The organism is Streptomyces sp. NL15-2K (assembly GCF_030551255.1).
In the GTDB taxonomy this organism is placed as follows: domain Bacteria; phylum Actinomycetota; class Actinomycetes; order Streptomycetales; family Streptomycetaceae; genus Streptomyces.
Genome location: NZ_CP130630.1, coordinates 1319309 through 1334190 on the forward strand (window position 1 = coordinate 1319309; position 14882 = coordinate 1334190).

General features: G+C 70.7%; 16 protein-coding genes. 6 read left to right on the forward strand and 10 right to left on the reverse strand.

Annotation, left to right across the window (positions count from 1 at the left end):
- Positions 1 to 64: 64 nt before the first annotated feature.
- From Q4V64_RS05270 to Q4V64_RS05280, 3 genes are read right to left on the reverse strand one after another with little or no spacing between them, the layout of a single operon-like run.
- Positions 65 to 814 carry a succinate dehydrogenase/fumarate reductase iron-sulfur subunit gene (locus Q4V64_RS05270; RefSeq protein ID WP_124436517.1) on the reverse strand — a complete coding sequence of 250 codons (750 nt, stop codon included), beginning with the start codon at positions 812 to 814 and terminating at the stop codon, positions 65 to 67.
- The gene (locus tag Q4V64_RS05275; protein WP_124436518.1) at positions 811 to 2769 is read right to left on the reverse strand and encodes a fumarate reductase/succinate dehydrogenase flavoprotein subunit; all 1959 of its coding nucleotides are present in this window, start codon (positions 2767 to 2769) and stop codon (positions 811 to 813) included. Before Q4V64_RS05275 ends, Q4V64_RS05270 begins: the two co-directional genes overlap by 4 nt.
- A 2-nt stretch (positions 2770 to 2771) precedes the next feature.
- On the reverse strand, positions 2772 to 3440 hold the full coding sequence (locus tag Q4V64_RS05280) for a succinate dehydrogenase (protein ID WP_124436519.1): 669 nt from the start codon (positions 3438 to 3440) through the stop codon (positions 2772 to 2774).
- A 120-nt stretch (positions 3441 to 3560) separates the two neighbouring features.
- On the opposite strand from Q4V64_RS05280, the gene Q4V64_RS05285 reads away from it, so the two are divergent.
- Positions 3561 to 4445 carry a LysR substrate-binding domain-containing protein gene (locus tag Q4V64_RS05285; RefSeq protein ID WP_124436520.1) on the forward strand — a complete coding sequence of 295 codons (885 nt, stop codon included), beginning with the start codon at positions 3561 to 3563 and terminating at the stop codon, positions 4443 to 4445.
- Positions 4446 to 4526: 81 nt separating this feature from the next.
- On the opposite strand, the gene Q4V64_RS05290 is transcribed toward Q4V64_RS05285, so the two are convergent.
- The 5 genes from Q4V64_RS05290 to Q4V64_RS05310 all read right to left on the reverse strand — a co-directional run bounded on the left by Q4V64_RS05290 (position 4527) and on the right by Q4V64_RS05310 (position 9731).
- Positions 4527 to 4913: a DUF4440 domain-containing protein gene (locus Q4V64_RS05290; protein WP_124436521.1), complete on the reverse strand. Its 387-nt coding sequence runs from the start codon at positions 4911 to 4913 to the stop codon at positions 4527 to 4529.
- A gap of 11 nt (positions 4914 to 4924) precedes the next feature.
- The gene (locus tag Q4V64_RS05295) at positions 4925 to 7069 is read right to left on the reverse strand and encodes an EAL domain-containing protein (RefSeq protein WP_124436522.1); all 2145 of its coding nucleotides are present in this window, start codon (positions 7067 to 7069) and stop codon (positions 4925 to 4927) included.
- Complete coding sequence (locus Q4V64_RS05300) at positions 7066 to 7878, reverse strand: SAM-dependent methyltransferase (protein ID WP_124436523.1); 813 nt, start codon at positions 7876 to 7878, stop codon at positions 7066 to 7068. Before Q4V64_RS05300 ends, Q4V64_RS05295 begins: the two co-directional genes overlap by 4 nt.
- 283 nt (positions 7879 to 8161) lie before the next feature.
- On the reverse strand, positions 8162 to 9148 hold the full coding sequence (locus tag Q4V64_RS05305) for an SCO0930 family lipoprotein (protein WP_124436524.1): 987 nt from the start codon (positions 9146 to 9148) through the stop codon (positions 8162 to 8164).
- A 388-nt stretch (positions 9149 to 9536) separates the two neighbouring features.
- A complete protein-coding gene (locus Q4V64_RS05310) occupies positions 9537 to 9731 on the reverse strand; it encodes a hypothetical protein (protein WP_172628925.1) in 195 nt (64 codons plus the stop codon).
- A gap of 181 nt (positions 9732 to 9912) precedes the next feature.
- Here Q4V64_RS05310 and Q4V64_RS05315 point away from each other — a divergent pair, with 181 nt between their 5' ends.
- The 3 genes from Q4V64_RS05315 (at position 9913) to Q4V64_RS05325 (ending at position 11661) form a co-directional block, all read left to right on the forward strand.
- Positions 9913 to 10041 (forward strand): hypothetical protein, encoded by a 129-nt coding sequence (locus Q4V64_RS05315; RefSeq protein ID WP_301184448.1) that lies wholly within the window; start codon positions 9913 to 9915, stop codon positions 10039 to 10041.
- A gap of 21 nt (positions 10042 to 10062) precedes the next feature.
- Positions 10063 to 10827, forward strand: coding sequence for a DUF4239 domain-containing protein (locus Q4V64_RS05320; protein ID WP_124436525.1), 765 nt, complete (start codon positions 10063 to 10065; stop codon positions 10825 to 10827).
- A 321-nt stretch (positions 10828 to 11148) separates the two neighbouring features.
- Positions 11149 to 11661, forward strand: a complete 513-nt coding sequence (locus Q4V64_RS05325; protein ID WP_124436526.1) for a hypothetical protein — start codon at positions 11149 to 11151, stop codon at positions 11659 to 11661.
- Positions 11662 to 11778: 117 nt separating this feature from the next.
- Here Q4V64_RS05325 and Q4V64_RS05330 read toward each other — a convergent pair whose 3' ends face one another.
- Positions 11779 to 12276 (reverse strand): hypothetical protein, encoded by a 498-nt coding sequence (locus tag Q4V64_RS05330; protein ID WP_124436527.1) that lies wholly within the window; start codon positions 12274 to 12276, stop codon positions 11779 to 11781.
- A 332-nt stretch (positions 12277 to 12608) separates the two neighbouring features.
- On the opposite strand from Q4V64_RS05330, the gene Q4V64_RS05335 reads away from it, so the two are divergent.
- Positions 12609 to 13283, forward strand: coding sequence for a class F sortase (locus Q4V64_RS05335; RefSeq protein ID WP_124436528.1), 675 nt, complete (start codon positions 12609 to 12611; stop codon positions 13281 to 13283).
- A gap of 33 nt (positions 13284 to 13316) precedes the next feature.
- Here the strand turns inward: Q4V64_RS05335 and Q4V64_RS05340 are convergent, their stop codons facing one another.
- Positions 13317 to 14162: a polysaccharide deacetylase family protein gene (locus Q4V64_RS05340; protein WP_124436529.1), complete on the reverse strand. Its 846-nt coding sequence runs from the start codon at positions 14160 to 14162 to the stop codon at positions 13317 to 13319.
- Positions 14163 to 14357: 195 nt separating this feature from the next.
- On the opposite strand from Q4V64_RS05340, the gene Q4V64_RS05345 reads away from it, so the two are divergent.
- A complete protein-coding gene (locus Q4V64_RS05345; protein ID WP_124436530.1) occupies positions 14358 to 14819 on the forward strand; it encodes a universal stress protein in 462 nt (153 codons plus the stop codon).
- Positions 14820 to 14882: the final 63 nt, after the last annotated feature.

Here is a 14882-nt window from a genome sequence, read left to right on the forward strand (position 1 = left end):
TGAGCACCACGTCCGGCCCCGCCCGTCCGCACCTTGTCGGCGAACGTTCTGTGAGCTGGGGGGTCTAGCGCCCGGCCACCTTGCGGGTCGCGCGCAGCCACTCCTTGTTCATGCTCGTGATGGACACCAGCGGGATGCCCTTGGGGCATGCCGTGGCACACTCCCCGGTGAGGGTGCAGCCGCCGAACCCCTCCTCGTCCATCTGCCCGACCATGTCCAGCACACGGGTCTCGCGCTCGGGCGCGCCCTGCGGCAGGACGTTCAGGTGGTTGATCTTGGCGGAGGTGAACAGCATCGCCGCCCCGTTGGGACAGGCGGCCACACACGCCCCGCACCCGATGCACTCCGCGTGCTCGAAGGCGAAGTCGGCGTCCGGCTTGGGCACCGGCGTGGCGTGCGCCTCCGGCGCGGAACCGGTGGGCGCGGTGATGTACCCGCCGGCCTGGATGATCCGGTCGAACGCCGACCGGTCCACCACCAGGTCCTTGATCACCGGGAACGCGGACGCCCGCCACGGCTCGATGTCGATCGTGTCGCCGTCCTTGAAGGACCGCATGTGCAGCTGGCAGGTCGTGGTCCGCTCGGGCCCGTGCGCGTCGCCGTTGATGACGAGCGAACACGCGCCGCAGATGCCCTCGCGGCAGTCGTGGTCGAAGGCGACCGGGTCCTCGCCCTTGAGGGTGAGCTCCTCGTTGAGGGTGTCCAGCATCTCCAGGAAGGACATGTCGGAGGAGATCCCGTCCACCTCGTACGTGGACATGGCGCCGTCGGCGTCGGCGTTCTTCTGCCGCCAGACGCGCAGGGTGAGCTTCATGCGTAGCTCCGCTGAGTGGGGTGGACGTACTCGAAGACCAGGTCTTCCTTGTGCAGGATCGGAGCGTCGCCGGTGCCCGTGAACTGCCAGGCGGCCGCGTACGCGAACTCCTCGTCCCTGCGGGCGGCCTCGCCGTCGGGAGTCTGGGACTCCTCACGGAAGTGGCCGCCGCAGGACTCGCTACGGTGCAGCGCGTCGAGGCACATCAGCTCGGCGAGCTCCAGGTAGTCGACGACGCGGTTGGCCTTCTCCAGCGACTGGTTGAACTCCTCGCCGGTACCCGGCACCTTGATCCGCCGCCAGAACTCCTCGCGGATCTGCGGGATGCGCTCCAGCGCCTTGCGCAGTCCGCTGTCGGTGCGGGCCATGCCGCAGAACTCCCACATGAGTTCGCCGACTTCACGGTGGAAGGAGTCGGGGGTGCGGTCGCCGTCGACGGCCAGCAGTAGGTTCAGCCGGTCCTCGGTCTCGGCCAGCACCTCCTGTACGACGGGGTGTTGGGTGTCGACCGTGTCGTGGTGGGGGTTGCGGGCGAGGTAGTCGTTGATGGTGGCCGGCAGTACGAAGTAGCCGTCGGCCAGGCCCTGCATCAGCGCGGAGGCGCCGAGCCGGTTCGCGCCGTGGTCGGAGAAGTTGGCCTCGCCGATCGCGAACAGGCCGGGGACGGTGGTCTGGAGGTCGTAGTCGACCCAGAGGCCGCCCATCGTGTAGTGCACCGCCGGGTAGATCCGCATCGGCACCTCGTACGGATCCTCGTCGGTGATCCGCTGGTACATGTCGAAGAGGTTGCCGTACTTGGCTTCGACCGCCTTGCGGCCCATGCGCTTGATGGCGTCCGCGAAGTCGAGGTAGACGCCCTGTCCGCCGGGACCGACGCCCCTGCCCTCGTCGCAGACGTTCTTCGCGGCGCGGGAGGCGATGTCACGCGGGACGAGGTTGCCGAAGGAGGGGTAGATGCGCTCCAGGTAGTAGTCGCGCTCATCCTCGGGGATCTTGTTCGGCGGGCGGTCGTCGCCCTTGGCCTTGGGCACCCAGATCCGGCCGTCGTTGCGCAGCGACTCGCTCATCAGGGTGAGCTTGGACTGGTGCTCGCCGGTGCGCGGGATGCAGGTGGGGTGGATCTGGGTGAAGCAGGGGTTGGCGAAGTAGGCGCCGCGCCGGTGCGCCCGCCAGATCGCGGTCGCGTTGGAGTTCATGGCGTTCGTCGACAGGTAGAAGACGTTGCCGTAGCCGCCGCTCGCCAGCACGACGGCGTCGGCGAAGTACGTGTCGATGCGACCGGTGACGAGATCCCGCGCCACGATCCCGCGCGCCCGCCCGTCGACGACGATCAGGTCGAGCATCTCGGTCCGCGGGTGCATCTCCACGTTCCCGGCCGCGATCTGCCGGGACAGCGCCTGGTAGGCGCCGAGGAGCAGTTGCTGCCCTGTCTGCCCTCGGGCGTAGAAGGTCCGCGACACCTGGACGCCGCCGAAGGAGCGGGTGTCGAGGAGGCCGCCGTACTCGCGGGCGAAGGGCACGCCCTGCGCCACGCACTGGTCGATGATCTCCACGGAGATCTGCGCCAGCCGGTGGACGTTCGACTCGCGCGCCCTGAAGTCCCCGCCCTTGACGGTGTCGTAGAACAACCGGTGGATCGAGTCCCCGTCGTTGCGGTAGTTCTTGGCCGCGTTGACGCCGCCCTGCGCGGCGATCGAGTGGGCGCGGCGCGGGGAGTCCTGGTAGCAGAACTGGACGACGTGGTAGCCCTGTTCGGCGAGGGTGGCACCGGCGGAGCCGCCGGCGAGGCCGGTCCCCACCACGATCACCGTGTGCTTGCGCCGGTTGGCCGGGTTGACCAGCTTGGCCTCGAAACGGCGCTTGTCCCAGCGCTCGTTGATCGGACCGGTCGGGGCTTTGCTGTCGGCGACCGGCTCGCCGGTCGCGTAGTCCGTGTATTCGGTGGAAGAAGTCATCTTCAGCTCACCACTCCGGTCATGACGCCCACGGGGACGGCGATGAAGCCGGCCGTGAGCAGCAGCGCGAGTACGTTGGCGACGGTCTTCAGGGCACGGTCGCGGGTGCGGCTGCCGACGCCGAGCGTCTGGGCGGCGCTCCAGAAGCCGTGCCGGATGTGCAGGCCCAGAGCGAGCATCGCCACGATGTAGATCACGTTGCCGTACCAGGTGGAGAAGGTGTCCACGACGTTCTGGTACGGGTGGCCGGGCTGGAAGCCGGGGTGCACGGTGCCGGTGGTCAGGTCCAGGATGTGCCAGACGATGAACAGGCCGAGGATGATCCCGCCCCAGCGCATGGTGCGCGTCGCGTAGCTGGACCTGGGCTTCTTGTGGACGTACTTGGTCGGGCGCGCCTTGATGTCGCGGCGGCTGAGCTGGTACGCGGACGTGGCGTGGGCGACCACGGCGACCACCAGCACGATCCGGACGAGCCACAGCGTCCACTCGTAGTGCATGAACGGCTCGCCGACGGTGCGCAGCCAGTGCGCGTAGTGGTTGAACTCGCCCGGCCCGAAGAAGATCTTCAGGTTGCCGATCATGTGGACGACCAGGTACAGCAGCATGATCAGACCGCTGACCGCCATCACGGTCTTCTTGCCGACGGAGGAGTCCCACACGGTGCGTGCCATGGACGGTCGTCGGTCCGTCCGCGTTGCCAGTGCCATGTCACAGCACGCTAGGCCCGGGCACCCCGATCGGTCCAAGACATGGTCCGGCTTGATTCCATAGTCTGCGGCTATCGTACGACCATGCAGTTCCAGCAGCTCCAGTACTTCGTGGCCGTCGCCGAGACCCGGCACTTCACCCGAGCCGCCGAGCTGGTGCATGTCGCCCAGCCCTCGCTGTCGCAGCAGATCAAGGCGCTGGAGCGGGAGCTCGGGGCTGATCTGTTCCAGCGGGCCCGGGGCAACATCACGCTCACCGACGCGGGCGAGGCGCTGCTGCCGCTGGCCCGGCGCATCCTCGCCGACGCGGACACCGCCCGGCACGAGGTGCTGGAACTGGTGCAGCTGCGCAGCGGGCGGGTCCGGCTGGGCGCGACACCGAGCCTGTGCACGGGTCTGCTGCCGGACGTCCTGCGCGCCTTTCACGACCGCTATCCCGGCATCCGGCTGCTGATCGAGGAGGGCGGCTCCCACGATCTCGTACGGGAACTCGCCCGCGGCGCCCTCGATCTGGCGCTGGTCGTCCTGCCGCTGCCGACACCCTCCCCCGCCCTCACCACGGTGGACCTGCTGCGCGAGGACCTCGTCGTGGTCTCCTCCCCGGACGCCCCCAAGCCGGGCCACGGACAGCGCACGGTGCGCGTCGCCGATCTCGAGGGGGAACGCCTGGTGATGTTCCGGCACGGCTACGACCTGCGGGAACTGACCGTGGCCGCGTGCCGCGCCGAGGGCTTCGAGCCGGACTTCGCGGTGGAGGGCGGGGAGATGGACGCCGTACTGGGGTTTGTGCGGGCGGGCCTCGGCGTGGCCGTCGTCCCGCGGATGGTGGCGGCCCGGGCCGGGCGCGGGCTGCGGGTGACCGCGCTGGCCCGGCCGGGGCTGCACCGGACGATCGCGCTGGCTCACCGCAGCGACGTGGCGCCGCCCAGGGCGGCCCGGGAACTCCAGCGGATGCTGCTGGAGCGGTGATCCGAGCCCAGGACGGGCGGTCTGAGCCCTCGCTACGGGGACGGGGAGAGGGCAGCGGACTGCCGGTGCGCCGAGCGGACGCTACGCCGACCCGGGCGGGACCGGTGTCCCTTGGTGGTAGTACATCCGCCAGCCGGTCTCCTCGTTCTGCTTGCGCCAGAGCGAGGAGCGGCGCGCGTGCCGGCCGTCGAAGTGCGTCTCGTACGTGAGGTGCACGAGGCCGGGGGCCAGGACGACGCCGGTGAAGGCCGAGGGCTCGTACCGGGGGCCGTCCGCCGAGCTGCCCGGATGGTCGGGCAGTTCGGCCACCGTCTCGTCGTACGTGTAACGCCGGCCCGAGCAGCCGACCTCCACGAACTCGGGGTCGAGCAGCGAGGCCGTGAGGGTGCGGGAGGCCCGGACGGCGGGGTCCATCAGGCGCAGCTCGGCCGCGATCGCCTCGCGCACGTCGTCCTGTGCGTCGGGCACGCGTTGCTCCCTCACCCCGTCGCGTCCACCAGCGCCAGCTCGTGCAGCCGGTCCGGCGGGCCCGGGCGGGCGTAGTACCAGCCCTGGGCCGTGTCGCAGCCCAGTATGCGGAGCTGCTCGGCCTGGGCGCCGGTCTCCACACCCTCCACCGTCACCGCGAGGTTCAGGCTGTGGGCGAGAGAAACGATCCCTTCGACGATCTTGAGGTCGACGGGATCGGCCGGGAACTGCTGCATGCTCTGGGTGAAGGAGCGGTCCAGCTTGAGGATGCTCACCGGCAGCCGGCGCAGGTTGGCGAGGTTGGAGTAGCCGGTGCCGAAGTCGTCCAGGGCGATGTCGACGCCCATCTCGGCGAGGCGGCGCAGCGGCTTGAGCAGGTCGTCGTCGGCGCCGATCAGCGCCGACTCGGTGACCTCCAAGCAGAGCGCGTCGGGTGCGACGCCCGTGCGCTCCAGGATGTCGACGGTGTCCTGGACCAGGCCGGGATGGGTGAGCTGGCAGGGCGAGAGGTTCACGTTGATGCGCAGCGGGCCGGCCTCGGCGTGCCGTTCCCGCCAGTCGCGTGCCTGGCGTACCGACTGCTCCAGGACCCAGCGGCCCAGCGGAACGATCAGGCCGGTGTCTTCGGCGAGCGGGATGAACCGGTCGGGTCCGAGCACGCCGTGCTGCGGATGCAGCCAGCGCACCAGGGCCTCGGCGCCGCGGACGCTGCCGTCGCCGAGGTGGACCAGCGGCTGGTACTCGATGAAGAACTCACCCCGGTCCAGGGCGGCCGGCAGGGCGGTGGTCAGCCCGTGCCGGGTGATGGCGCGGGCGTCGGCCTCCGGGTCGGCGAGCTCGAAGCGGTTGCCGCCCGCCGACTTGGCCCGGTACATGGTGATGTCGGCGCTGCGCAGCACCTCCGCCGGGCTGCGCTCCCCCGCCGGGCCCTCGACGATGCCGATGCTGCCGCGCACGGTCAGCTCACGGCCGTCGATGCTGACGGGGGCGAGCAGCACGTTCATGATGCGGGCGGCGAGCTCGTCGACCTCCCGCTCGGTCTCGGGGCCGGTGGTCAGCGCCACGAACTCGTCGCCGCCGAGCCGGGCGACCATCTCGCCGGGCGCGGTCGCGCAGGACTGCAGCCGGTCGGCGACCTCGACGAGCAGCCGGTCGCCGGCGGCGTGGCCGAGGCTGTCGTTGATGGTCTTGAAGCCGTCCAGGTCGAGGTAGCACAGCCCGAACCGCTGGCCCGCTCCGGCGCCCAGCGCCTTCTCCAGGCGTTCGAAGAAGAAAGTGCGGTTGGGCAGGCCGGTGAGCGCGTCGTGCGTGGCCTCGTAGCGCAGCCGGAGGTTGAGCAGCCGGCGCTCGGTGGTGTCCTCCATGAGGGCCAGCTGGTACTGCGGGTTGCCGTCGGCGTCACGCAGCAGGGAGACCGTCAGGTTGGTCCACAGGACCGTTCCGTCAGGGCGGTAGAACGCCTTCTCCACGTGGTAGTGCTCGCGGACGCCGCGGACGAGTTCGTCGTAGAGCTTCCAGGTCTGGGGAGCGTCGTCGGGGTGGGTCCACTCCTTGACGTTGCGGCTGCGCATCGTCTGCTCGGAGACACCGAACATGCGCAGCAGCGCGCCGTTGACCTGGAGGAGGTTGCCGTCCAGGTCGGCCATGCCGATGCCTATGGCGGCGCCCTCGAAGACCGCGCGGAAGCGGGCCTCGCTCGCGTGCAGCGCCTGCGCGACCAGGCCCTGCGCCCGCAACGCCGCCTGCGCGATGGCCTCCTGCTCGGCCAGCGTGCGCTCGCGCAGCGCCTGCGCGAACCCGGCGGCCATGGCGTGCTGCAGCCGCGCGGCACGCGCCCGCAGGTCCTCCTGCGCGGCGTCCGAGCTGTCCTCGCCGCAGTAGAGCACGAGATACGCGTCGACGCAGTCCAGCGTGCGGCTGAGCGCCTCCGGGTCGGTGCAGTGCGCGGCGACGAGGCCGGCGCCCACCGCCCTGGCCTCCTCCGCGTCGAAGATCCTGGCCTTCAGGGCCTCGCTCAACCGCCGGGCCAGCGGCAGCAGTTGTTCCTCGAACTCGGGCCGGGTCGCGGACGTCGAGGTCACCGGGAAGACCGCCCGGCTCCAGATCGTCGCGAACCGCCGCAGTCTGTCCTGCGGCCCGTCCTGTTCCGCGCTCACGCCGTGCGCCCCACGCCCGCGAAACCGGAGAAGGCATACGGATCCTCGTCCTCCGGCGCCGTGTCCGGCCGCCAGCGCGGCATCGGCACCAGTCCCGGTTCCACCATGTCGTACCCCTCGAAGAACCGCGCGATCTCGTCGCGCGAGCGCATGATCAGCGGGTTGCGAATGTCCTTGTATACGTCCACCGCGCCCTCGGCCCGCTCCGGTGGCAGTGGGATTCCCTCGTACGAGGCATGCGTGAGCACCAGCAGGCTGCCGGGCGCGAGCGCGTCGCGCAGTTCGGCCACCGCTCCGTACGGGTCGTCCGCGTCTTCCACGAAGTGCAGTATGGCAACGAGAAGCAGGGCGACTGGCCGGTTCAGGTCGATCAGGCGCTGCACTTCGGGGCTGGCGAGGATCTCCTGGGGCTTGCGGAGGTCGGCGGCCACGACGTCCACGTCCTCGTTGCCGGCGAGAACCGCCTGGCTGTGGGCCACGGCCACCGGGTCGTGGTCGACGTAGACCACGTGGGCGCCGGGGAGGGCCGCCTGGGCCACCTCGTGGACGTTGCCGAAGGTCGGGATGCCGGAGCCGATGTCCAGGAACTGCGTGAGGCCCTCACCAGCGGCGAAGCGCACCGCACGGTGCAGGAACGCCCGGTTGGCCTGCATGACCTTGGGGAGTCCCGGCATGAAGTCCATGGCCCTGCGGGCCGCTTCCCGGTCGACCTCGAAGTTGTGCGAACCGCCCAGGTAGTAGTCGTAGATGCGCGAAACGCTCGGCACCGAGATGTCGATGCTTCGGGGGGCCCAGGCGGGACGCTCCATCTATCTCTCCAAGGCGTAGGCGATCCGGTGTTCGAGCAGAGGCTACTGATCGCCCGCCAAAGGAGCGAGCAGAAACGGAAATTGACCATCCGTTCCCGGTCACTGCCTGCGGCACGTGCCGTATCGATGTTCCTCCGCATCCCCTACGAAACGTAGGCGGGGCACTGCGGAGCGTTCCGGAACGGGGGTCGGTTCGCGGGGAGTCGCGGTGAATGACGGCAAACCGGTCCGCCCCCTCCGTGCGGCGCGGAGGGGGCGGACCGGTGGATCGGATGCGCCGGGCTTATTCGGAGGCCCCGACCGGCTTTCCGTCGCCTCGGATCGCGAACCAGGTGCCGCCGACGCCCTGGCCGTTGGTGTCGCCGGGCTTCTTGTCACCGGCGAAGGTGTAGATCGGGATGCAGTCGATGGACTGCTGCTTGATGCCGTCGGGGCGGTCGAAGACGACGTAGCCCTGGTTCGGGGTGGACCCCTGCAGATCGATGCCCTTGGTGTCCTTCTCGTCGACCGGCGCGACGACCGGCCACTTCTCCAGGCAGTCGCCGGTGCACGCCGTCGACATCGGCCACTGGGTGTCCTTCATGAACCGGTAGACCGTGTGGCCGTTCTTGTCGATCACGATCTCGCCGAGCTTGGGGTCGTTACGGGTGGACAGCCCGGGCAGGTCCTCGGCGGCGGCGCCACCGCCGCCCTGCTTGGCCTTCTTGCCGTCGGCGGCCAGCGCGTACCACTTGCCGCCCACGCCCTGACCGGTGACGTCGCCGGCCTTGGTGTCCTTCGCGTAGCGGTAGGCCGGCCAACCGCCGATCGTCAGCTGCTTGGTGCCGTCCGCGCGGGTGACCTCGCCGAGCAGCGCCTCGTCGACGCCCTCGCCGGCCGCGGCGTCGTTCGCGGGCACCGGCGGCCAGGCCGTGGCACAGTCGCCGTCACAGTTCGACTTCGGCGGCTCCGCGGTGTCCTCGTCGAACCGATACAGGGTCAGACCGGCACTGTCCGTCAGCACCTCGCCCAGTTCCGCGTTGGTGGACACGGACAGCTCGCCCGCGGTGGAGGTCTGGGTCGCGGGGCTGCTCTGCCCCGCCTGCGGGCTGGCCCCGGAGCCGGTGCTGCCGAGGCCTGCACCGGCGCTTCCGTAATCGCCCGCCGCGGCCGTAGCGCCCACGTTCTGGCTGCCCGTGGACGGGGCGCTTTCCTGACCGCACGCCGTCGTCAGCGCCAGTACCGCCGCAGCGCTTGCCACGAGTGAGGCGCTCCGCCAGGAGGTCTTCATCGTCAACTCCCCATAATCCCAAGGGTGTTGCAGCGCCCTTCTGCGCCGCCGCACGACCATGGGTACGCATGGCGGCCCCGGTCGTGTTCAACCACCGCGCACATTTCTTTCCGGAACCTGTGGCGCCCGCCCCTCCACCTCGCACGCGCGTACGCGACTTCGAACACGCGATCGCCCCGCGACCGAACCATCGGCTGCCGGCTGTCCCTCCTTCGGGGCAATCCCCTCGCACTCGCACGTGCGGCCGCACATCAGGCCTCATGATCTTCGTCGTGCATCGACCCGAACCGACCCAATCCGCCCCGGCCATACGGATGTTGGCCCTGCTGACACTGACCTGGATCCTCGTCGGCGCCCCGACCGGTGTGGCCGTGGCCGACGCCTGCGCCTACGCCTCGACCGGTCCGGGCGGCACCGAGGCGGTGGCGGTCGCCGGAAGCCTCACCTGGCCGACTCCCCCGGCGTGCCCGAAGCCCACGCCGACACCCACGCCGACACCCACACCCACACCCACGCCACCGAAGCCCACGCCCCCACCGGACCCGGCCCCGGATCCGCCGCCGAAGCCGACACCTACGCCCACGCCGACACCGACACCGACACCGACCCCCGAGCCGCCGCCTCCCCCACCACCGGCACCGCAACCGGCGCCACCCCGCCCGCGGCCGACCCCACCCCCGGCTCCCACACCCACACCCACACCGAGCCCGACTCCCTCACCGACGCCGTCGGCCGAGCCCGCCCCGCGCCCCTCCGTCGCTCCGGTGAGTTATCCGCGGTACCAGCCGCCGACCCGCAAACGGCCGTCACACGGCACCACGTCGCCCGTCACCTATCTCCTGCTCATGACCGTTCCCGCGGTGGTCGCCGTCGCCGCGCTGCGGCCGCGCTAGTGCTGATCCTGGAGGCATCCCTTGCCGGAATGGCTTGTTCTCACCCTCGCGATGCTGGCCGCCTGTGCCGTAGTGGTCGTCATCACCCTCGTACGGCACCGCACGGCGCCCGAGGACGAGGATCCCAGCGAGACGCCGGACGTCATCGAGTACATGACGATGTGGATCGGCGTGGTGTACGCCATCGTCCTCGGTCTGGCCATCGCCGGCGTCTGGGAGGCACGCAATGCGGCCCAGGACCACGTCCAGGCGGAGGCGCAGGCGCTGCACGAGATCTCGGAGCGGGTGCGGGTCTACCCGGATGACGTCCGCGACCGCATTCGGGGCGATGTCAACGCCTATGTCGGACACGTCGTCACCACCGAGTGGAAGGCGATGGCGGACGACGGGCATGTCACCGAGCGGGGCACCGAACTCCTCGCCCGGGTCCGCGCGGACGTCACCGACTACGAGCCGAGGACGGACTTCGAGGCCCAGGCCTACCAGCCGGTCCTCGACCAGATGGCCGCCGCGGACCAGGCACGCAACGCCCGGGCGGACTCGGCCGAGCCCACCATGCCGGGCGTGGTGTGGTTCGGGCTGCTCGTCGGAGGCGCGGTCACCATCGGGATGGTCTTCGCGCTGCAGATCCGGCGCACGACGCGCGAACTGGTGCTCGCGGGCCTGTTCTCCGCGCTGATCGCCTTCCTGCTCTTCCTGATCTGGGACTTCGACGCGCCCTACAGCCGAGGCGTCACCGCGTCGGCGGACCCGTTCCTGAGTCTCTTCCCGGGCATCAAGGACTGACTGTCCTTCACCGGGGCCGAGCACCCGGCCACCCGGCCACGGAGCCACTGAGCGGCCGGGCCGCCGGGCCGCCGGGCCGCCGGGCCGCCGGGCCGCCGGCAAGGTGCTAAGCGCAGAAACCGCCGGGGGACGCCCGCCGCTCCGTCGCCGTTCCCCGGCCGCGGGCGCGGGCTCCCCTGAGCGGCCCACACGCTTGCCCCATTCGCGCGACTGCGATCGCGCGGACGCACAGACGTTCCTAGCGTTTCGGTCATCGAGGTGCATTTCCGGCGCAAGCGGAAGAGGTCCGCAGCTGCTCCTCGGGGACCCGGAGGAACCACCATGCGCGTGATAGGCGTCGCTTCGGCCGCACTGCTGGGCGTCAGCGCCCTCACCCTCACCGCCCCCGCCGCCCAGGCGAGCAGTGTCAGCTCCGGCTTCCGGGTCAGTGTGCAGCCCACGACGATCGCGGCCGGCGGACAGGTGACCCTGCGCGCGACCGGCTGCGAGCAGGGCGTGTTCGTCACCTCGGGCGTCTTCGACGACGTCACCATCCCCAGGGGACGGGCCACGGCCACGGCCACGGTCGACTGGGACGCGAAGCCGGGCACCGTCTACCAGGTGACGTTCCACTGCGGCACCTTCTGGCAGAACGCCGAGCTCACCATCGCCGGCGGCCGCCCGGACCACCCCGACCACAAGCCGGTGACGCCGCACCGGGGCGTGCACGCGGGCGGGGGTGGCAGCTTCGCCGGGTTCGACCTCCAGGAGATCGGCCTCGGGGCCGCGCTCGTGGCCGGGACCCTCGGCGCGGCGTACCGCATCTCCCGCCGCCCCGACGAGGACGGCGCCTGAGGACATCCGCCCGCCCCGCAGGCCTTCGCCCCGGATCCCTGAAGGGACCGGGGCGAAGGCCTGTGTCACGTGCGTTCAGTCTCCGAAGGGGGGCGGCCGGAACCGCTGTCCGGGCCGTCAGATCCGCTTCTCGGACCGGCGGCGCATCCAGAACACGCCGCCGCCGATGACGGCCGCGGCCACGAGCCCGCTGCCGATGGCGATGTCGGTGGGAGTCGCCCCGCTGGAGCTGCTGCCGCCGATGCCGCCGCGGACGCCACCGATGACGGTGAAGGCGGCCGGGCGGGTCAGGGTCCTGCCGTCGCAGGTGACGGTGATGTCGTGGGGGCCGGCGGCGGCGTTGCTGTTGATCGTCGCGGTGCCTTTCGCGGTGTTCCTGGCGCCGTTGATGGGCGTGAGCGTCGTCTTGGGGAACGCGTCGGACGTCGCGAAGCCGCCGTTCGGGCAGCCGTCGACCGTGATGGTCAGCTGGCCGCCGCGGGAGATGACGCTGGGCAGGGCGACGATGTTGCTCGGGTTGGCGGGCATGCCGTCCAGAGCGACGGCCGCGGGCGCGGCGAGCCCGAGGACGGCGACCGCGGCACCGGCGGCCACCAGGGCACGAGAGTTACGCATGTGATCCTCCGCGGAAGACGCCCCGGGAACCGTCCCCGGTCGATCGGCGAGAAAGCGCCTCCCGGAAAAACCCTCAGATGCCCTGCACGGACCCGCATTTCGGCGATGGTCCGTCCTGGTGAGAGGACACGCCGCACGGAACGCACCCAAGGGGATATCGCCGCAGGTCACGGACCATCAGAAAATTCCTGTGCGCGGCAACTCGGATGGCGCACCACAGGGGGCACGGGCCACCCGTTCGCGTCGGCCCCGTCGCCGGTTTCTCGCGCGGGACTTAGCGTTCTCGTATGCGCGATTGACACGGCGACGGCCGCGTCGAGAGGGGAAGTCGAATGTCTGCGTCCGAGCTGGCCGAGCTGGCCGAAGAGGAGGAGCAGCGGAAGAAGCGCGCTCCTTGGGGCGTGATAGCGCTTGTTCTGCTGACCGGCCTCGCGCTCATTCGGAATGGTTCGGGGGAATTCGACGCGGGGCCCCCGCAGCCCGCCTCGGCCGCTGCCGCCGACACCCGCACCTCGCCCGGCGGCACGTTCCTGGGAAACCCCGATCCGCTGCCGTACGCCGTGCCCGACCGGGTCAGGATCCCGTCGATCCAGGTCGACGCGCCGATCATGCCGGTCGGTCTGGACGCGGACGGCTGGGTCGGCGCGCCGCCGCCGGAGGACCCGAACCTGGCCGGCTGGTTCACCGGCGCGGTCTCTCCCGGCGAGAAGGGCACCGCCGTGGTCGTGGGTCATGTCGACAACAGTCAGGGTCCCGCCGTGTTCTACGGACTCGGGGCCCTGAAGAAGGGAAATCGCGTGGAGGTCGCGCGGGGGGACGGAAGGACGGCCGTTTTCGAGATCTACGGAATCGAGGTCTTCGCGAAGAACAACTTCCCCGGCGACCGTGTCTACGGTTCCAAGGGCTCCCCCGAATTGCGGATCATCACCTGCGGGGGCGGTTTCTCCCAGCAGAACGGCTACGACGGGAACGTCGTCGCTTTCGCCCGCCTGGTCGAGGTCCGCTGAGCGTTTTACCTGCCCCGGGCGGGCGAAACCCGGTTATGCGTACTGCCGTCGCGGGACGGTGATGTGGTAGCCGGAATCCAGCAGGTGCGGCAGATAGGAGCGCAGCGCCCGGACGCTCTGGGTGCGGTCGCCCCCGGCGTCGTGCGAGAGCACCACGACGCCGGGGGCGGCGCCGTTCTCCACCCGGTCGACGATGGTCCGGGTGCCGGGGGTGGTCCAGTCGAGGGTGTCGACCGTCCAGGCCAGCGGTTCCATGCCGAGTTCGGCGCCCAGTTGGAAGGCGGCGCGGTTCCAGGCGCCGTAGGGCGCGCGGAACCACAGGGGCCGCTCGCCGTACGCCTCCTCGATGACGTCGCAGGTGCGTTCCATCTGCGAGCGGATCTGCCGGCGCGTCAGGCGGGGCAGCAGCGGATGGGACCAGGTGTGGTTGCCGACGACGTGTCCCTCGTCGGCCATCCGGACCAGCAGTTCTTCGTTGTCGACCACCATCTCCCCGCACACGAAGAACATCGCGCGGACGTCGTACTTCGCGAGGGTGTCCAGGATGTCCGGGGTGTAGCGGGGGTCCGGTCCGTCGTCGAAGGTCAGCACCATGGTGCGGCCCCGTCCGGACACGCGCAGGAACGGCTCGTGCCGGACGAGGGTCCGGCCGGGCGCGGTCCGGGGCGGGCCGTATCCGGTCAGGGGCTGGAGGCGGTAGGCGGAGGGCTTGAGCGCACCGCGCGCCTGGGGGCCGCCGACCGGGGTGGGCCGGACCGGCTCGCCGCCCGGGCCGAGCGACAGCAGACCGGCCGTGCCGGCCGCCCCGACGGCGGCGGCGCCGGCGAGCAGCGCCCCGCGCCGGGTGAGCAGCCGTGTGAGCAACTGATCCTTCTTCATGACTCATCAGTCGCCCATGGCGGACCCGACGCACCGCCACGACACCGGGGTGGCGGGCACGAAATCACCCGTACCGCCCAGCGTTTCGGATCGCGGTGGCGCTGTCGTGCATCTCCGGCATCGTGGACGGCCGTCTCGCCCGTCGAGCGATGCCGGGCGCCGGTGCGACCTGGGGATTCCGATAGCCTCGGAGCCGTGAAGGATTCCCACGCACATCAGTTCGAGCTCGGCACGGACGGCCCGAAAGTCATCGTGGTCGGAATGGACGGCTCCGACTCCTCGTACCGGGCGGCGGCCTACGCGGCGGGTCTGGCCCGGCGGCAGAACGCGCTCCTCGCCGCCGTGTACGTACAGCCCGTCATGTCGGCGGGCGCGGCGGTCGGGGCGCCGGTCGCCGAGACGACCGACCGCATCGCCGAGGACCTGGTTGCCGAGATCCGGACCGAGACCGATCGGGTCAAGGGGATATTCGACTTCCGCTGGGAGTTCCACACCTTCCGCGGCGACCCCTACAACGGACTGGTGAAGGCGGCGGACCAGCTGAAGGCGGACGCCGTCGTGGTGGGTGCCTCGGAGCAGGCCGGCCACCGGATCATCGGCTCGGTGGCGGTACGACTGGTGAAGGCCGGGCGATGGCCGGTGACCGTGGTGCCGTAACCGCGCGGAGGAGTTGTGTGCCTGCTTTCGCCACGGGCGTTACTGCGCCATCATGAGCCGCCA